Annotated in this window: 14 protein-coding genes; 5 read left to right on the top strand and 9 right to left on the bottom strand. The window is 67.9% G+C overall.

Annotated features, from left to right (window positions below):
• A partial coding sequence (locus ACF08B_RS39675; protein WP_392321901.1) for an RHS repeat-associated core domain-containing protein occupies positions 1-4014 on the top strand: 4014 nt, incomplete at its 5' end.
• Positions 4015-4092: 78 nt separating this feature from the next.
• On the top strand, positions 4093-5088 hold the full coding sequence (locus tag ACF08B_RS39670; protein WP_392321900.1) for a hypothetical protein: 996 nt from the start codon (positions 4093-4095) through the stop codon (positions 5086-5088).
• A gap of 131 nt (positions 5089-5219) precedes the next feature.
• Here the strand turns inward: ACF08B_RS39670 and ACF08B_RS39665 are convergent, their stop codons facing one another.
• From ACF08B_RS39665 to ACF08B_RS39630, 8 genes are all read right to left on the bottom strand, one after another.
• Positions 5220-5522: a hypothetical protein gene (locus tag ACF08B_RS39665; protein ID WP_392321899.1), complete on the bottom strand. Its 303-nt coding sequence runs from the start codon at positions 5520-5522 to the stop codon at positions 5220-5222.
• Between the two features lie 70 nt (positions 5523-5592).
• A complete protein-coding gene (locus tag ACF08B_RS39660) occupies positions 5593-6660 on the bottom strand; it encodes an ATP-binding cassette domain-containing protein (RefSeq protein WP_392321898.1) in 1068 nt (355 codons plus the stop codon).
• Positions 6661-6747: 87 nt separating this feature from the next.
• A complete protein-coding gene (locus tag ACF08B_RS39655; protein WP_392321897.1) occupies positions 6748-9231 on the bottom strand; it encodes a tyrosine-type recombinase/integrase in 2484 nt (827 codons plus the stop codon).
• Positions 9228-10475, bottom strand: a complete 1248-nt coding sequence (locus ACF08B_RS39650) for a tyrosine-type recombinase/integrase (protein ID WP_392321896.1) — start codon at positions 10473-10475, stop codon at positions 9228-9230. Before ACF08B_RS39650 ends, ACF08B_RS39655 begins: the two co-directional genes overlap by 4 nt.
• 87 nt (positions 10476-10562) lie before the next feature.
• Entirely contained in the window at positions 10563-11384 is an 822-nt protein-coding gene (locus ACF08B_RS39645) for a hypothetical protein (RefSeq protein ID WP_392321895.1), read from the bottom strand.
• Entirely contained in the window at positions 11381-12271 is an 891-nt protein-coding gene (locus tag ACF08B_RS39640; protein WP_392321894.1) for a phosphotransferase, read from the bottom strand. Before ACF08B_RS39640 ends, ACF08B_RS39645 begins: the two co-directional genes overlap by 4 nt.
• Before the next feature lie 890 nt (positions 12272-13161).
• A complete protein-coding gene (locus ACF08B_RS39635) occupies positions 13162-13680 on the bottom strand; it encodes a HEAT repeat domain-containing protein (protein WP_392321893.1) in 519 nt (172 codons plus the stop codon).
• Positions 13681-13911: 231 nt separating this feature from the next.
• Positions 13912-14565: a hypothetical protein gene (locus tag ACF08B_RS39630; protein WP_392321892.1), complete on the bottom strand. Its 654-nt coding sequence runs from the start codon at positions 14563-14565 to the stop codon at positions 13912-13914.
• A gap of 304 nt (positions 14566-14869) precedes the next feature.
• Between ACF08B_RS39630 and ACF08B_RS39625 the strand changes: the two genes are divergently transcribed.
• The 3 genes from ACF08B_RS39625 (at position 14870) to ACF08B_RS39615 (ending at position 15632) form a co-directional block, all read left to right on the top strand.
• A complete protein-coding gene (locus ACF08B_RS39625) occupies positions 14870-15118 on the top strand; it encodes a DUF6199 family natural product biosynthesis protein (RefSeq protein ID WP_392321891.1) in 249 nt (82 codons plus the stop codon).
• A 167-nt stretch (positions 15119-15285) separates the two neighbouring features.
• Complete coding sequence (locus ACF08B_RS39620) at positions 15286-15441, top strand: hypothetical protein (protein ID WP_392321890.1); 156 nt, start codon at positions 15286-15288, stop codon at positions 15439-15441.
• The gene (locus ACF08B_RS39615) at positions 15438-15632 is read left to right on the top strand and encodes a hypothetical protein (protein ID WP_392321889.1); all 195 of its coding nucleotides are present in this window, start codon (positions 15438-15440) and stop codon (positions 15630-15632) included. The genes ACF08B_RS39620 and ACF08B_RS39615 overlap by 4 nt, the downstream gene beginning before the upstream one ends.
• Positions 15633-17050: 1418 nt before the next feature.
• Here ACF08B_RS39615 and ACF08B_RS39610 read toward each other — a convergent pair.
• Positions 17051-18223, bottom strand: a complete 1173-nt coding sequence (locus ACF08B_RS39610; protein WP_392321888.1) for a serine hydrolase domain-containing protein — start codon at positions 18221-18223, stop codon at positions 17051-17053.
• Between the last annotated feature and the right edge of the window lie 16 nt (positions 18224-18239).

The following is an 18239-nucleotide window of genomic DNA, read 5'->3' as shown; positions in this document are numbered from 1 at the left end:
CAACGGCGTTCACCAGGCCATGCTCGGCATCGCCCGACTCCACAACATGGCCCTCAGTGGATAACCCACACCCCATACGGGACAACCTCTAGGAGCGCTTTCGGCCGGAGCAAGGGCCGGGACCCGTTCACCAAGGCCTTCGACAGTGTCCTGCACGGTGCGCTCAAGGGCTCCGAGAAGGCCCTGAAGAAGATCGCCACACACGTCACGGAGACTGTCCCCGAGCGGGCGCGGGCGACTTCCCGGCTGCACAAGCACAACGATCACGGGGTCGGGGACAGGGTCAAGGGCATCGACGTCGGCAAGCACGCAGCAGGCGATGCGTCGGGGCACGGCGCCCCTTCACAACCCGGCCGCAAGAGCGACCCGGGGCTGAAGGTCGACTCGGCGGATCTGTCCAAGCAGGGCCGCGAGTTGCAGGCCAAGGAATGGTGCAACGACCCCATCGACATGGCCACCGGTCAGATGGGGCTCGCGCAAGCCGATGTCGATCTGGCCGGTGTACTGCCGCTCGTACTGCGCCGCACGCATTTGTCCGGCTACGCCGCAGGCCGTTCCTTCGGCCCGTCGTGGGCAGCCACCCTCGACGAACGCCTCCAGCGGGACGACGCACTCGGGGGCATTTGGTGGTACCGCGAGGACGGTTCGGCCCTGGCCTACCCACGCCTTCCCGACCTGCCGGGCGACCGGGTCGGCCCAGCCGAAGGCGTGCGGGTGCCCCTCACCTACGTCACCCGGGGCGCAAGCTATGCCCTGATCTCCCAGGACCCCCGAACCGGGCTGATACGCCACTTCGAACCCGCAGCGGCACAGGACGGCGTGTGGTGGCTCGTCGGCATAGAAGACCGCAACGGCAACGCCATCACCATCGAACGCGACGACCACGACATACCCGTCACCGTCACCCACAGCGGCGGCTACCGCATCCAAGTCGACTCCGACCAGGAACGCCCTGGCAAGGTCACCGCCCTATCGGTCCTCGTCGATGACGCTCTCGTCCGGCTGCGCACCTTCACCTACGACGACGCCGGAAATCTGACCGAGATACGCAACGCGGTCGACGCTCCCACGCGCTTCACCTATGACGAGGCCCGCCGCATCACCGGCTGGCGGGACTCCAACGACACCGCATTCGCCTACGTCTACGACGCTGCCGGCCGCGTCATCCAAACCCACGGCACGGACGGAATCCTCAACTCCACCGTCCACTACGACGAGCCCCGCAGCGACGGCACCAGCACCGTGACCTACACGGACTCCCTTGGCCACGTCACGGTCTATCACGCCAACCGCTACGGCCAGATCACCGCCATCACCGACCCCCTCGGCCACACCATCACCCAGCAATGGGACCGCCACGACCGTCTCCTCTCCCAGACCGACCCGCTCGACCGCACCACCCGCTGGGAATGGGACACCGACGACAACCTCACCTCCGTCACCGCCCCGGACGGATCCGTCACCCGCATCACCTACAACGCCCGGCACTTGCCGATCTCACTGGTCGGACCCGACGGCGCCCAGACGACGCAAACATTCGATGAACGCGGCAACCGCACCACGGTCACCGGCCCGGACGGTGCCACCATCCGCTTCACCTACCACTCGACGGGCGCCCTGGAGACCCAGACCGACCCTCTCGGAGCGGTCCTGCGCATGGAGAACAATGCCGCTGGTCTACCCGTGGCGGTCGAGGACGCCCACCGCGCCCGCACCGTGTGCCGCCGGGACGCGCTCGGACAGCCCATCGAACTGACCGACGCGCTCGGCGCAACCACTCGCTTCGCCTGGGACGCCGAAGGCCGGCTCATCGCGCAGACCGCCCCGGACGGCACCAGCGAGACCTGGGAGTGGGACGGCGAAAGCAACTGCATCCGGCACACCGACCCATCCGGCGGCAGCACCCTCACCTCCTACGGCCCGTTCGACCTCGTCGCTACACGGACCACCCCTGACGGCCACACCCACACCTTCGTTCACGACACCGAGCAACGCCTCCAGAAGGTCATCAACCCAGCCGGCCTGACATGGGCCTACCAGTACGACCCCGCCGGACGCCTGACGTCCGAGACCGACTTCGACGACCGCGTCACCACCACCACCTACGACGCAGCGGGACAGCTCAACGGCCGCACCAACCCGGCCGGGCAGACCGTCGCGTACACCTTCGACGCCAACGGCCGCCTCGCAGCCAAATCCACCGGCGACACACGCACCACATTCTCCTATGACGCAGCGTCACGCCTTGTGACCGCAGCAAATCCCGACTGCAGCCTGGACTTCACCTACGACGCCGCAGGACGCCTCCTGACCCAGACAGTGGACGGCGCCACCCTCAACCTGGCATACGACGCCGCAGGCCGGCGCATCACCCGCACCACCCCCACCGGCGCCCAGACCTCACTGACCTGGGACGCGATCGGAAACCGCAGCAGTCTCACCATCGACGACCGGCACACCCTGTCCTTCACGCACGACAGCCTCGGCCGCGAGACACAACGCAGCACCGGTCACCTTCAGCTCACCTCATCCTGGGACCCCGCAGGCCGACTCACGCAGCAGCACCTCACCGCCGGATCAGACCGCCCCATTCGAGCCCGCAGCTACAGCTACCGCGCCGACGACCATCTCACCGCGGTCCGAGACGAGATCACCGGCAACCACACCTCGTACCTCCTGGACCCCGTCGGCCGACCGCTCCACGCCTCCGGACCTGCAGGGGCAGAAACCTACGCCTACGACGCCTCCGGCAACGAGATCAGCGCCAGCTGGCCCGACCGCGCCGCGGACCCGGCAGCCCGAGGGGAGCGCGACTACACCGGCACCCGCGTCACACGCGCCGGCAACACCCACTACCGCTACGACCAGGCCGGGCGCCTTGTCGAACGCACCAAGAAGCGCCTGTCCCGCAAGCCGGACGTCTGGCAGTACACCTGGGACGCCGAGAACCGCCTCACCTCCTGCACCACACCCGACGACACCACGTGGCACTACCGCTACGACCCCCTGGGCCGCCGGACCGCCAAATACCGGCTCGACGACAGCGGCCACGTCATCGACGAAACCCGATTCACCTGGGACGGCACCCGCCTCGCCGAACAGACGACACCAGCAACGGGCATCACCCTCACCTGGGACTACGACGGCTACCGCCCACTCACCCAGTACGAACGCAAACCGCTCCCCCACGAAGAGGTCGACTCCCGCTTCTTCGCCATCGTCTCCGACCTCGTCGGCACCCCCACCGAACTCGTCGGCGACGACGCCGCCATCGCCTGGCACTCCCGCACCACCGTCTGGGGCACAACCGCCGTCAGCCCCAACGCCACCGCCCACACCCCCCTACGCCAGCCCGGGCAGTACGCCGACGCCGAAACCGGCCTGCACTACAACTACTTCCGGCACTACGACCCCGAGACCGCCCGCTACATCAGCCCCGACCCCCTGGGACTCATCCCCGCTCCCAACCCCCTCGCCTACGTCGACAACCCCCTGGACCTGTACGACCCCGTCGGTCTCGGCCCCTGCCGCAAGGACCACTACGCCTGGGGCGGAAGCGTCCGCTACAAGCCCCTCGACCACCTGGGCCGCCCCACCGGCGTCTCCGCATGCATCCGCCCCGAGATGCTGAACAAAGGCACCGAAGCCGGAAAGATCACCCCACCCGGCTGGCGCGGCCACGGCACCGCATTCAACGAAGCCCGCGGCCACCTCCTCGCCGACCGCCTCGGCGGCGCCGGAAAGGGCCACTCCGCCAAGCACAACCTCGTCACCCAGACCCAGAACCCGACCAACTCCCCCTACCAACGGGACCTGGTCGAAGGAGAGGTCTACAAAGCGGTCAAACGCGGCGAAATCGTCCAATATGACGTCACCCCCATCTACGAGGGCACCAACCCCATCCCCATCCGCTTCGAATACGCCGCCCACGGCAACAAGGGATTCCAACTCACCGGCTGGCTCGACAACCCAGCCGCCGGAGTACGCACCGCCATACCCGGATGGCACCCCTAAAACGTATAAAGTCCCCCTCCGGCCTCCACTGCCACACCCCCGAACAAACCACCCACCAAGCCCCGGGAGCCAAAGCACATGCCGCGCACCACCCCCCCACGCCCCGCCGACGTGGAAGCCGCCTTCCCCGAACTGACCCGCCTGCGCCGGCCGGCAACACGCCTGCACCCACGCCGCGGCACACCCACCGCACAGGACAGCTCCGTCGGCGGCCCGATGCTGTGGCCAGCCGACGAACCCTGGCCCACCTGCACCCTCCCCCACAAACGAAGCAACGGCTACCGGCTCACCGACGTCCTGCAGGAACGCGAAATCCTCGAACGCGCCTGGCAGCGCGCTCCGCAGTCCGGACCCAACGACGAAGAATCCACCATCCTCGCCGGCTTCAAACGCGGCCGCCACGCCCCACACCTGGCCGACACCGACCCCATCCCCATGCTCGCAGTCGCCCAGCTGTACCGCCGCGACGTACCCGGCCTGCCGGAAACGGCAGAACGCGACCTGCTCCAGGTGTTCTGGTGCCCCTTCGAAAAACACGGCGACAGCCGACACGACCTCAACGTCCACCTGCGCTGGCGGCACTCAGAAGACGCCGGGCCACTCCTCCAGGAGCAGCCGGCCCCCGAGGTCGTCGGCCGCCCAGAACTCGTGCCCTCCCGCTGTGTTCTGCACCCCGAGGAAATCGTCGAGCACCCCTACCTCACCGACCTCCCCGAATCCCTACAAACGCGCATCGAGGCATGGGAAGGACCCGAGGACGACGACCACCCCCAGTACATCTACGACCTGTCCACCGCACCCGGCTGGAAGACCGGCGGCTACATCGCCTGGCGGCTCACCGCCCCCCAACCGCTGACTTGCCCAGACTGCACGACGCAGCTCAACCCACTCCTCACCATCGATGAGCGGGAATGGGACCCGGGAACCGCCAGCTGGATCCCACTCGAAGACCAGCAACAAGCGGACGTCATGGACGCCAACATCCCCACGGGCGTGTCGCCAGGCCGCGGCCGCCTCACCATCGCTGTCTGCCCCCGTCACACAAACCATCCCATTGGCCTCGTCACCCAGTGAACGCGGGACCTGCCATAGATCACGGCACGCTGGCAGAGGCACGTCCGCCAGCCGCTCGTTACTCCACCACCGCTGGGGCCGAGAACGTGTTCCTTGATCGGTTGGTCAGTTGATGGGATGTGTCCGTCCGGTTAGTGATCACTGATGCGATGTGGGACCGGATCGAGCCGCTCGTGCTGGCTGGCGGATGCTTCGACGGCGTCGACCGTGGCTCCGTGCTCGCGCACCAGGTGGGCGGTGTGTTTGCCCAGGCCGGAGCACAGGTCCAGGACGCGCAGGCCGGTCAGGTCGCCCAGGACTTCGGCGCCGGGGCCGGTCGGCCAGAAGCCCCAGGAGATGCGGTCGACTTCCGGGATGTCGGTGCCTCGTTGCAGATGGCGGGTGCCGTACGTGGTCCGGGCGCGGGCGTTGACGGCTTCGGGCTCGGTGCTCATTGGCGTCGGGGGAGTGGCGGGGCCGCGCCGGCTGCACGGCCCCGCGTGGACCTCTGCTGGGCGCCGCGGGTTAGCGGTCCTGGGAGAGGCCGTACAGCTCGCCGAGCAAACTTCCCTCGGTCGTGATGAGTTCGTCGAAGGAGCCTTGCTCCCGGACGGTTCCCTGGTCGAGGACGATCACTCGGTCGGCCATCCTCACGTTGTCGAGGCGGTGGGTGACCACCACGGTGATCCGGTCCGAGGCCATGGCCCGCAGCTCCCTGAAGATCTGGTGCTCTCCTCGGGCGTCCATCTCACTGGTCGGCTCGTCCAGGACGAGCACGGCCGGCTCCCTGTACATCGCTCGCGCGCAGGCCAGCCTCTGCCACTGCCCTCCGGACAGCTCGTGGCCGCCCCACACCGACCGGGCGAGCAGCGTCTGCAGTTCCTTGGGGAGATCACGCAGGGCCTTGGTCATGCCGACGCGTCCGGCCGCGTCCCAGATCCGCTCGTCGCCGTGCTCGCGGGGCTGACCCAGGGTGATGTTCTCCCGGGCGGCGAGCGGCCAGTGCCCGTTCTTCTGCGGCACCAGGCCCACGTGCCGCCACACCGACTCCGCGTCGGCGCCGGCCAGGTCGGTGCTGTCCCACAGGACCTTGCCGTCGGTCGGGACGGTCAGCCCGGTGATCATGCGGATCAGTGTGGACTTGCCGGCGCCGTTCTCCCCGACGAGGGCGACGACTTCGCCGCGGTCCAGGGTGAGGGTGATCGGCTGGACGGCCGCGGCCTCCTTGCTTGGGTAGGTGTAGGAGGCGCCTTCCAGGCGGATCTGCTGCGGAGGCTTGGCCCGCGCGGTGCCGCGGGCTGTGGTCATGGCGCGGACCTCGTCGATGAACTCGTAGTAGTCGGAGAGGTAGAGCCCGTGGTGAAACATGACCGTCGAGTAGCGGATGATCGAGTTCAGGGCGCGGCCGGCGGTCTGGGAGGCGACGACTGCGGTGCCTGCGAGCGCGGTCGTCATGGCCCCGGCGAGGACCAGACCGGCGAGCGAGGCCCACATGCCGAGGGTGAACAGGCCGCCGAGCGAGGCGGCCAGCAGCGTGATCCGCAGATACGGGCGCGCACCGGCGACCTCCCTCAACTCAACCCGGTCACACATGGACCGGTACCAAAAGTGGAGGTAGCCGCGCATGGTGTTGGCCCGGAGCTCATCGGCGAGCTCGGCCGTCGTCAGCCATTCTCCGAACTAAGAAGCCTCAGCCTCCATTGAGTTGGGCGCGTCTGGGCGATCCGACGTGTTGGTGCGTGCGACGATCCGATCGAAGCTGGGAACACCTAGAAAGATCGGGGAAGCCTTCTGTGCCTGCCGAGCTTCAAGACGGGCGATCTTCTCCTCTGCGGCCGAGACACTGACCGACAGCCCTTCGACTTCGCCGAGCCATCCCTCTCGTTCTGCCTCCGCGATCCGATCGAGAAGGTTGTCCCGGATCTCGACCATCCGGGGCATGTCGCTGAAGTCGACGACGAGCACTGGGCAGCGGATGCAGGCGTGTTCATGGACGCAATCCGTTCCGTAGGCGCGTCCGCACTCGCCGAGGGCGAGTTTCCTGCGTTCGAAGTGCCCGAGGAACTCGTCCCACTCCTCCGGGGTGACGGCCCGATATTCTTCGGCAGGTCGCAGAGAACGTCTGCGTGCGATGAAGGCCCGGTGAGCCTCGATCGCGTCACTCGGATAGATCGCGGCGTAACCCATCGTGGTCTTGATCGACGTGTGTCCGGCGATCACCTGGGCGATGTGTGGCGGAAGACCGTTGAGGATCGCGTCCGTGATGAAGATCCGGCGGAAGTCATGCGGCTGGAACCTCAGCGGGGCTCCGGCGGCGTCGGTCAGGCCCGATGCTTCGAGGGTGTCCTGAAGGACGCGGCGGATGAAGTTCTCCGCGAAGCGGCGGTTGTCGTCGGTCGTCTCGTATTGGAAGAGAAGGGGTAGAGGTTCGTTCCAGATGCGCTCGTGAGGGTCGTAGCTGACGACCTGCGGAACGCGTCCGTCGGAGCCACGGACTCTGGAGACGACGGCGCTGAGCACGTCCGCAAGTTCGGGTGTGACCAGCAGCAAGCGCTCCTGGTCCGTCTTGGACGGGGCAATCTGCAGGAGCGGAACGACTTGCCCCGTCGACGGGAGCGCGTAACTGATGATGCTGTGGTGCCCGAGCTCCAGGAGCTCTTCGATCCGGATGCCAGTGTGCCGAAGGATCTCGATGGTCGCCCAGGCGAAGAACGCGCCGCGTTCCTCGGCGACCAAGTAGCGCAGCTTTCCGTTCTGATCCGCGACGCGGGCAGCTTGCCCGCCGGCGCGATCGGTCCCGGCGGGGACCGTGAACGTGTCACCCAGAATCGTGAACGTGGAGCCCATAGGTGCTGCGCGGAGAGCTTCCAGCCGAGCACGTGCGTCCTTGAGCCGCTGTGTGGCGACGCGAACGAGGGCGGGCAGGACGGGAAGTCGTTCGCGCGTGCGCTGGTCGGCCTGCGTCTTCTGCCGCAAGCCGTTCTTCTTGGTGGAGCAGTCGGCGTCGCTGATCGGGCAGGGAACGGCCCAGGGGCCCCAACGCTCCGGCTCCTCGAGTGCCCATTGGGCGATGTCCAAGTAGAACGCCCTAACCGTGGCCTTGATGGACGGAGCGCTGTGCCTGGACACGACGACGTCGGCTATCGTTCCGTCGGCCTGGCGTCGACGGACCGTCTTTGTCGCGATGCGTTCTTTCCAAGCTGCGGCGATGTCCTGAGGCAGGCGTAGCGAGTCCAGCTCCGGGTGGTGATGTTCCAGATCTGCCCAGAAGTTGCCGGCCAGGATCGTGGAAAGCCCTTTGAGCGTGTTGTAATCCAGCGCTGGCTGCCGCTCGGTCAGGTAGGAGATCAGCAGGTCCCGCATCGGCCCGTTCTTGATGCCGTAGCGGTCGACGAGTCGCTCCGGAGTGACCTGCCCAGCACGGGTGTTGATGTTCCGCAGGGTGGGTGGGGCGTCGGAGGGGAACTGCCCCATGTCCCGCAGCCAGGTGTAGGCAAGCCGGGTTCCCCGGGTCAGCCTCGGATCGACCAACTCCATCCGCAGGAGGAACTCCCCGACTGTGATGTCCTCGACCCGGCCGCCGTAGGCGGCGATGATCTGGGCAATGGCGGTGAGGGCCTCGGTTCCGTGGCGGGCTCGAAGGACTTCGGACTTCACGAATCCCTCGATCCGGGCGAACCCTTGGGGATCTCGCGCAGTCTTGATGCCGGTCCGTAGGAACCCTGACGGGTTCTGGATCATCCACTGCAGGTCGGGGCGGAAAACGTCCGCGCAAATCAAAGCCAGCAGGCCCGAGTTGAACTTGCTTCGCCGATCGCCTGTGGCAGTCCGGTCGTTCCAGCGCATGACGCTCTGGAAGAGCTCGTCCTTCGTGGAAGCGGTGGTCACCGCGCTCAGCCACCGATCCTGCCAGGTCTCACCGGGCAGGCTCTCCAGCCAGGGCAGCAGGAGCCGAGCGCCAGCAAGCCGGGGCCGACCCGCGGTCGCGGCCCAAAGCGGTGGCCTTTGCAGTCGATCGAGGACCTCGTCGCGGGGCGCCGTCGTCTCAGGCCAGACATCCGGGCGAGGCCGCGGCGGGAAGCGCCGTTGGAGCTCGGAGCTTTCGGCGCCCTTCAGCGACTTCCGTGACATCGGCCTGGCCGCGCTCACCCGTGTCTGGATCATGCAGCACCCCCTCCGAACAGGACCGACAGGGATTCCGGGTTGTAGTCGGGTGACACCGCTGTGGGCTGGGGCTTTCGCTGTGCGGCTTCCATCCGGGCGTGATGGGCTAGACCGGCCGCGATCACGTCGTCCTGGCCGGGCCGGTTGTAGATCTGCAAGGTGGCCAGCTGCTTGTGCCCGAGGATGTGCTGAACGTAGGCCGGTGGCATGTTCGGGTCGTCGAGCATGAGGAACGTGGCGGTGTGCCGCAGGTCGTGCAGGGTCCAGTTGGAGCCCAGAAGATCGTTGGCCCGGTTGAACATCATGCGGGCCGCGTCGTATTCGAGCGGCCGCCAAGGGCGACGCCGGGTCCACCAAAGCGGCTGCTTGCGGCCGCGGGGGACGCCCTTCTTCCAGGCCTCTTCCTGGTAGAGCCGCAGCCAGACGAACGCGTCTGGCGTGGCCGGTAGTTCCTGGTAGTCGCGTGTGCCCTTGCGGGTCACTCCGATCGTCTGCTGGCCGACGATGGCGTCGCCCTGCTTGGAGGTCAGGAGTTCCTCGGCGCGGGCGCCGGTGGCGACCCAGAACGCGAGCAGTGCCCGGTCTCGGTGCGAGCGCAGACCTGCGAAGACCTCGGTGTACTTCTCCTCGGGGATGCGTCGCGGGATCCGCTTGGGCACCCTCGGCCGGTAGAGACCGGCGCGTTGCTTGCGATGTTCCTGCTCGGGGTTGTGGTGAGCGTTGGCCCTGGCCGAACGTCGGCTGCGGACCAGAGGGAAGGGGTTGACCAGCAACTTCCCGGTGTTGCTCTCCAGATGGAAGTCGTAGAACGACCGGAGAACCGTCTCGCAGTGGGCCCTCGTGGCAGGGGCGTACTTCTTCCCGACGGTGAGCTTGCCCGTCACCGGGTTCGGTGACCCCGGAGCCGGCCGCCCCGCCCTGGACGGCGCCGGGATCTTCGCATCGGCCTTGCCCCGGTGACGCCAGTGAACCCGTACCGGCTTGTCCGCCAGCTTCATCCACAACATGAAGTCCCGAGCATCCTCACGGACCGCGCGATCCCATTCGATCCCGAAGGCCCACAGGAAGCGCCACCAACGCAGCAGGTCCGTGCCGTACGACCGTGGCGTCAGCGATGAGCTGTCCGCCGCCATCAAGTCCTTGAAGTACGCCGTGACCGGCTCGACGGGCAGCCCGAGCGGATCCAGAAGCCGATACGGATCCCAAGGATCTTCGGTCTCCTGTAATCGACCGATCTCGGGCAAGACGAAGCTCTTTAGGTCCCTCCTGGGGACTCCCTCATCTGGCATGGCGGGAAGCTAGCAGAAACCCCAACTGACCTGCGAAAGCACTCAAGTTAGTTCGGTCAACACACCCCAGCGCATCATGCCGCGGACATTGCGGGCGGAGATGGTCTGATCGTGGACGCGGTAGTCGACCCGGGCGGCCATCACGCCGCCGAGACCGCGGGGGACCACTGACAGCAGCAGCACACCGAGGAGCAGGGGGTGCAAGGTGGTGAGGACCACGGCCGCGGAGGCGAGCTGGACGAGTCCGTTGGTGAGGGTCTTGGCGTCGTCGGCGAGGTCGGCGGCGCGCAGCGCGCCGATCTCCGCCGCCTGGCTCCGGTCGCCGAACCCTTCCGCGTCGTAGGCGGCGAGTTCGGCCCGCATGTGGAGATCCACGAGCTGCAGGTCCGCGGCGGAGGCGATCTGCGGATTCAGGCGCCGGGTCGCCCAGTCCGCGAGGATCCACATGGACGCGCCGGCGGCCATCGCGACGACGGCGACGGTCAGCGCCGGCCACGCATGGGTCAGACCCTGGCGGGGGTCGCCGGCCATCAGCTGCGGCAGGGCCTTCGCGACGGCGGTGAGCATCACGGCCGTGCCGATGCCGGACAGCAGCTGGCATACGACGATCGTCAGGGCCATGCGCCGGTCGACGCTCCAGGCCAGGCGGGCCGTCTGGATCAGGGCCGCGGGGATGCGGCGGGCCATGTCCCACAAGGCGGCGTCCTCCATCGCCCGCCGGTGTTTGCGCCCGTTGTAGTCGAGCTCCGGCGGTGCCGAGGGCTGCGGAGGGCCCGTCCGCGCGGCCGGGAGGGCCGCCGCCTCGCCGCTGACGTGTGCTGCGCCGGCGGCCGGGGAGTCGGTCCGGTGGTGTGGTGCGGTCATGCGAACACCCCCGCCATCAGCCGGTCCAGGGTGCGCCGTCCGCGTGCGGTGAGGTGGGGGTCGTCGAGCTTCGGCCCCCAGACCAGGCAGCTCACCGCGTCGATCGCCGCCAGGCATTTCAAGGCGTGCTGCTCCTCGACGGTGAGGTTGCGGCCGTAGCCCTGGAGGCACTCGGCGCGCAGGTCGGGCCGATCGGTCCAGGTAGAGCAGGCCATCAGCACGAAGTCCTGCACGGCGGTCGCGGCCCGGGAGCGCTCGAAGTCGATCCATCCGGCCTGCTGCCGGGCGGTCGACCACATGAGGTTGCGCTCCCACGCGTCGCCGTGGATGTACGCGAGCGGCAGCGGTGGCAGGGCCCGCAGCTCCTCGGCCAGCCGGCGCACGAGCTTCTGCTCCGCCGCGGTCAGCCGGTCCCCGGCCGCCGCCAGGTGCCCCTCGGCGCCGTCGGCCGCGGCCTGCAGAGCCTGCGCTGCCTCGGCCCGTCGAGGACCGGACAGATCACTGGCCGCGTGGAGGCGAGCCAGCAGGGCGCCGCCGTGCCGGTGCGCGCGTGCTTCCTCCACGGGCGAGAGCTCCAGCTGCTTGAGGGGCCGTCCTGGGACGGCGGTCAGCAGCAGTGCCAGATCCTTTGCGCTCGAGGCGCGCAGCTGCGGCGCACCGCCGGCGCCGAGGGCCGGTGCAGCACTTCGGAGGGCGAGCGTCTCGCGCTCGTACATCACGGCCTTGGGGGAGATTTTCAGGTAGAAGCGGCGCGCCCTGGGCAGGTCGAGCCGCCAGACGCGGGAGCTCTCGCGCGGATGGCTGACGTCCTTGACGGCGGGACGGGCGCCGAGTGCCCGGCTGGCCCACGCGAGCAGGGCGGGGGACGGAGTCGTCGGGTTGGTCATGCCCCCACCCCGATGACGGTCGTGATGCTGCGGCGAACAGGACGCGGCGGGCATCGACGGGCCGACGGTGCGCGAGGGCCTCGGCGGCCGCAGCAGGAGGGTTCTCAAGAGCAGGGTGAAGGGTGACCAAGCGGACGGGATTCACGGCTTCTCCTCGGTTCGGAAACTGGGTAGAGCACCCGGACAACGCACCTGATCACAGGGCCGCTACGGGCAGCCGCGGGCGACGAGTCGAGTGAAGGTTCGACGCCGGGACGCGGACGGCAAGCGCCGTCTGCGTGGGCGGCTCCTCTCGCTTCGTTCGATTCACACGTACGGGGAAGGCGGCGGGACGGTCGCCCGAGCGGCGGATTGCATGACGCGTCGACAGCACCCGTCTCCTTCGGTGTGGTGTGGCTGTGCTCTGCGGACGGACCCTCGCCCACGCCACTGACAATCCGCGGCCACCAGCACCGTGATCCGGTCATCCCGAGCCTGCCTTGCCGCCAGCCGCCACCCGCGAAACGGAGGGCTCTGACGTGGGGTGATGCTTGGGGAAAGGATTCTTGAACTCTCCGGCCCGGCCCGGAATCCGGCGCCCGCGAGAGTGGCTCGATCTGGTTCGCGGCCGGGTGAGCACCCGGAGCGTCACGCCCCTGGACGGCCGCGACGGCGGCTAGCCTGCAGCCCTGGCACAACACCCTCTCGGGGTGCCAGGACGCGGGCCCATGGCGTTGTTGCGCGCGGACCGTGCCCTTGCCGCGCGTCGCCCACGCGGGGAGAGTCAGCAGCGGCCAGCGACGCCCGCCCGAGTACCGGTGGAAGCAGACAGGGCCGAGTGGCTATGCACGGGACGGTCGGCCGTAGGAGACTCGGCCAGGCGTTCCGGATGAACGGCTACGACTGCGCGGTCAGAACTCGCCGCGGCGTGTGAGCTGCTTCGCCGCGTTCTCTCGGATGATCGTGTTCTCGGCGTCGCGCAATCCCTCGAGGGCTGCCCGGGCCTTAGCTCCGGGAATGGCGCCGAGCGCCCAGATCGCCTTCACCGCGAGCGCCCGGTTCTCGTCCCAGTCCAGGTGCTCGGGAACCCAGTGAGTCGCCAAGACCAGCGTCGGCACCGTCTTGGGCGAGCGGAGCCTGCCCAGCATGGACACGATGTCCTCGTGCGCCCTGTGCCATTCGGCGGGGAACAGCTCGGTCAACGGCTCTAAGAACTCCTCGTCCGAGGCGCCGGCGGCGGCATGGACGATCAACGCCATCTCGACGTCGTCGGCGTCCTGGCGCTCCATGGCGTCCTGGAGCAGCCGGAGCGACAGGGCCCCACCATCGGACTCGCCGAAGTGGGCGAGCACCTCGTCGATCGTGCGCGTCGGCGGCGAGCCCGGCGCGACCACCAGGCCCAGGACCAGACCCTGATCCTCAGAGGTCATCGCCTGAGCACCTCCCATGCGTTCAACGCCCCAGGTCTTGGGCGGACCCTAGCAAGATCATCCTCAGTCCGGACGGGCGGCTGGCACCAGCCCGGCTCCCACCGGCAAGGGCGCAGCGAATAGCAGAACAAGGTGCCGCCGGCTTAAGAGATCGTGCAGCGGGACCCCAATTCGGGTGGATTAGCTCCTACGTTCTCCAGCAGCGGGGCGGGTCCCAGCGTGGCCGCCCGGTCAACCGTCGAGCGTGGCGGAAGGCGCGTCCCCGTTCTGAGCCTGGCGGGCCCGCTTGGCGAGCACCGTGGCCAGGTCCCGGACTCCGTCCTCGTCGATGCCGCCCTTGTCTTTGCCCGCGGAACCCGCCAGCGTCCACAGCAGCGTCGTGCCGACCCGGGTCTGGGTAACGGCGCCGGGCTCGCCGTGGAAGCCGGAGGAACCGAACCGGGCGTCGCGCTTGTCACCGATCGGGCCGATCCCGAACGTCTTGGCCTTCTGTCCGGCCCTCTTGCCGTAGTAGCCGTCCCAGAGGACGTCGTACGCCTGCCGGGCGGCCTGCTCGCTGTCATAGGCGATGATCAGAAAGGTGACGGTGGCGGCCTTGTCGTCGTGCCGGAAGGTTGAGGCGCCGTAGAAGCGGGATTTCTCGCAGCCGGCGTTGTCCTTGATGGGGCAGGCCTGCGAACGGTAAAGCTTGTCCATCTCAACGGCCGTAGGCCGAGCGGACTCCTTCCAACCCGTCATGGCCTCGTCATCCGGCAACGTTTCCCGTACGCGTTCCTTCGTGAGCGCCACCGCCTTGCCGTTCCCGCTGCCACCCTGCGCGCCACCGCCACAGCCGGCCAACACCAGCGCCGCCGCGATCGCCACGCACCACCGGTAGTTGCTCATGGGTCATGCCACCGCCCTTCGAGCGGTGATCTTACGCAAGCGTCTTCGCGCAGAAGGCGGTCGTCCATGAACCGAGGCCGTCAGCCGCCGTCGCGAGCGATCTGTCGACCGATGCCGATCACAAGGGCCGGGAGTCGGTGCAGTCGTACAGTCCGCTGCGGTGGCTGAGCAGCTGCCGGACCGTGATGTGCTTCCCGTTCGGGACCAAGCCGGGTAGGGCCCGTTTCCGCACTTACTTCACATATCCGGGCCGTTTACTGAGGAAGCGTCAGGGCAGTCGGGCCTCATGGATCACACTGCGATAGTGCGAATCGCCTCCGAAAGCGGCGAATCCAGCCCTGTCCTGATCTCATTCCTCTGCCTGTTCCTGATCATGGGCCTGGTCCAGGTCATCCGCCCTCAGCTGATATGGCGGCTGAACAGCCGCATGCAGCGGGGCTGGGTCAAAGACCCGGAAGGGACCGAGCCCACCGGTAAGGGATCCGCCATGCAGCGGGTGACAGGGGTGCTTTTCCTGGCGGTCGCCACCTGGATGCTGATCCAGCAGATCTGACCCAAGGCCAGACCACCGGCCGGTCGCACCACCGCTGGGTGTCCCGGAAAGCCGGCAAGAAGCAGCCGCGTGGAGGGAGGGCACGTATGCCGCAACGGTCCAACCCTGGTGTCCCGCCACGGTGGACGAGGCCGGGAAACCGGTGGGGCCCGCGACTGTACTGGCCCATGCTCGCCATCAGCATCGGCCTGCTGGTGTGGCGCGTGCTGGACAAGGACAGCGTGAGCCGCATCGCGATAGCGGCCGTCCTGGTCCTGGTGTGGTCCTGCCTACTGACAGCCAACTGGTCCACACGACGCAACCAGGACAGGAGAGAGCCATGACCCACGAGACCGGGAACAGCGAAGGCAACCGGTTCTGCAAGGCCTGCGGCACACCCGCCGAAGACGGCAGGCTGTGCGCCCACTGCGGTGCAGCCTTGGATCTTCCGGACGACGCAGGGCTGATCGAAGATCAGGGTGCGGCGATACGGCGTGACTTCGAGGGACGCACCCGACAGCAAGAGCGAAGGTGAAGGAATCAGCACCACCCACCCCGGATCGCTGAACAGCAGGCACGGGGGTATACGGGCCGGCATGGCAACCACAACTGATCGCACCAAGTCCGTGCGGGCCGTGCGGCAGCTGCGCCGGGTCCGCACCTTCTACGCAGTGGCCGCCCTGGTGTGGGCGGCATCGACCGCCTGGACCGGCTGGCAGAGCCCCGGGAGCCGGCAGATGTGGGTATCGGCCCTCCTCCTGGCCATCTTCACCGGCCTGCTGCTCACCGCGTCCTATGGCTCCAGCGCCTGCAGGCCACGGCCCCGGCCGAGCCCGCGCACCACGCTGCACCAGGGCGGGCAACCCGGCCACGCCATGCGCATGCCTGACCTACCGCCGAAGCCGGCCGGGGGAGTTGTACAGACGGCCGAGACTGCGGCTGCTCAGGAGCCGGGGTTCGGAACGCGAGAGGAGAAAGCCCGTGTACGGCTCGGAGGCTGGAGTTTAGAATAGAGAGCACAGAGCGTGTCCTGATCGGGCAGGTGAGAGAGTGCTGAAACGGGCTTTCTATCACTTAGCAGCGATTGTGACGGCCGTGGTGATCACGTTGGGTGTCTTGTGGGCCGTGGGGAAAATTCACTTCCCCGCTCCCGGCCATGGAAGCTCGACACAGCCGTCCGATCCTTGGGACGACCCATTCTGGCCCCCAGCTAACCCCGCGCCACCACAACCACCGCCGTTCGTCCAGCCGCCACCGGTCTACCGATAGTCCGCGGCGCCGCTTCGAACACCTCTGGCAACGGCCTGTCAGACATGGGCCCACTCCCACGCAGTGGAAGCCCGCAGAGCACACGCGAGCTCGGCCCCTTCCCCTCCGTGGCGCAGCAGGCCGCCCCGGTGCGCTCCTCTCTACCCTGGAACCCGCCTGACCTACCCGGCCGTTCTGGACTACAGCAGCCTCGGAGACCAGCAGCCCCGCAGTACGTCGGCCTCACCGAAAATGCCGGCGCCTGACCCACAGACGCCGAGTACGCCCAGGCGCGCCGGGACCATCCCCCAGGGTGGGGGGATCAGGGCCAGATGGGCAGCAGCACGGACTCCCCGCCGGGTCTACCCCCGCTGTCCCCGGGGACAGTTGAGAGCCCCTTCGTGTTCATTGTGCCCGCGGGGCCATCCCCACGGGCACGAGCTCGGTGGCTCGGGTCTCCGACTATCCCCGCGCGCGGGGATGGTCCCTTCCGTGGCCGTATCGGTGACGTGATCAACGTTTGCTCCCCGCACGCGCGGGGTGGTCCCACGTCCGTCCGGGACATGGACATGCACGTCAGCTGCTCCCTGCACGTGCGGGGATGGTCTCGTTCTGGAACTCACGGTCCGTCTTCCAGCACACTGCTTCCCGCACGCACGGGGATGGTCCCTTGCGTTCGCAGTCTTTCAGGGAGGTGCGACGTCGCTACATCAGGGACTTTCGCACTGCGTCGACCAGCGAAGCCGCACGTACATCGTCGGTTCCTCCGATGATGTGGTTCGTCACGTATCCGAAGGCGATCGTGTGCTCGGGATCGGCGAAGCCGAGTGATCCGCCTCGGCCGGTGTGGCCGAAGGCGTTCGGGCTGGTCATGCGGATGCCTTCGATGGGCAGCATGTATCCGGCGCTGAATCGGCTGGGGATGACCATTACTTGGTCTTTCCCGTTGGCCTGTTCCTTGGTCGCCGCCTGGAGGGTTTCCGGGGTGAGCAAGCGGACGCCGTTCACCTTGCCGATTAGCGCGGCGTACATGCGCGCCAGCGCGCGAGCAGTGCTGACGCCGTTCGAGGCCGGGAGTTCCGCCGCCTGCACCTCGGGCGAGTCGAAGTCGATCTCGGCGGGTTCGGTCACCGAATACGCCCTGTTGCTAAATGAGTTCGGATCGCGCCACGCGGCGACTAGTTCCCGGAGCTCATCGGGGATCGACTCGGCAGGCACGGTGGTGAGGTCGACCTCCGGCCGCCGGTACACCATGCGACTGACACGGTCGCGTTCATTCGCCGGCAATCCGATGAAGAAGTCTAGCCCGAGGGGGGCAGCGATCTCTTCGGCGAAGAAGCGGCCCGGTGTCCGGCCGGACGCTCGGCGGATCACCTCGCCGACGAGCCAGCCCCAGGTCCGGCCGTGGTATCCGTGCGTAGTGCCCGGAGTCCACAGGGGACGCTGAGCGGCCAGTGCCGCCGCCATCGGATACCAGGCCAACGCCTCATGGAGCGGCACCGGTTGGTCCAGCGCCACCAACCCCGCTTGGTGGGACAGTAGCCAGCGCACCGGGATGTCCGCCTTGCCGTTTGCGGCGAATTCTGGCCAGTACTTTGCCACCGGCGCGTCCAGGTCCAGCGCACCGCGTTCGGCCAGCATGTGGGCCGCGGTCGCGGTCGCCCCCTTGGTAGCCGAGTAGATGAGTTGCAGTGTGTCCCGCATCCACGGACGACCGGTCTCGGGGTCGGCGATGCCACCCCACAGATCCACCACCGGTCGGCCGTATTGGTACACGCACACCGCCGCGCCGATGTCCCCGTGCTGGGAGAAGTTCGCCGAGAACGCTTCACGCACCGGTTCGAATCCCGCCGCGACCTCACCGTCGATCGTCGTCATGCCGTCCATCCTGGCA

Source organism: Streptomyces sp. NPDC015139, from assembly GCF_043079785.1.
GTDB classification, from domain to species: domain Bacteria; phylum Actinomycetota; class Actinomycetes; order Streptomycetales; family Streptomycetaceae; genus Streptomyces; species Streptomyces albidocamelliae.
This window is presented reverse-complemented; position numbering and strand designations above follow the sequence as displayed.

Bases quoted from the DNA above. Each gene is read 5' to 3' on its own strand.
- ACF08B_RS39630 (WP_392321892.1), bottom strand. From the start codon at position 14,565: ATGAGCAACTACCGGTGGTGCGTGGCGATCGCGGCGGCGCTGGTGTTG.
- ACF08B_RS39660 (WP_392321898.1), bottom strand. From the start codon at position 6,660: ATGTGTGACCGGGTTGAGTTGAGGGAGGTCGCCGGTGCGCGCCCGTAT.
- ACF08B_RS39640 (WP_392321894.1), bottom strand. From the start codon at position 12,271: ATGACCAACCCGACGACTCCGTCCCCCGCCCTGCTCGCGTGGGCCAGC.
- ACF08B_RS39655 (WP_392321897.1), bottom strand. From the start codon at position 9,231: ATGATCCAGACACGGGTGAGCGCGGCCAGGCCGATGTCACGGAAGTCG.
- ACF08B_RS39615 (WP_392321889.1), top strand. From the start codon at position 15,438: ATGACCCACGAGACCGGGAACAGCGAAGGCAACCGGTTCTGCAAGGCC.
- ACF08B_RS39635 (WP_392321893.1), bottom strand. From the start codon at position 13,680: ATGACCTCTGAGGATCAGGGTCTGGTCCTGGGCCTGGTGGTCGCGCCG.
- ACF08B_RS39670 (WP_392321900.1), top strand. From the start codon at position 4,093: ATGCCGCGCACCACCCCCCCACGCCCCGCCGACGTGGAAGCCGCCTTC.
- ACF08B_RS39610 (WP_392321888.1), bottom strand. From the start codon at position 18,223: ATGACGACGATCGACGGTGAGGTCGCGGCGGGATTCGAACCGGTGCGT.
- ACF08B_RS39645 (WP_392321895.1), bottom strand. From the start codon at position 11,384: ATGACCGCACCACACCACCGGACCGACTCCCCGGCCGCCGGCGCAGCA.
- ACF08B_RS39665 (WP_392321899.1), bottom strand. From the start codon at position 5,522: ATGAGCACCGAGCCCGAAGCCGTCAACGCCCGCGCCCGGACCACGTAC.
- ACF08B_RS39620 (WP_392321890.1), top strand. From the start codon at position 15,286: ATGCTCGCCATCAGCATCGGCCTGCTGGTGTGGCGCGTGCTGGACAAG.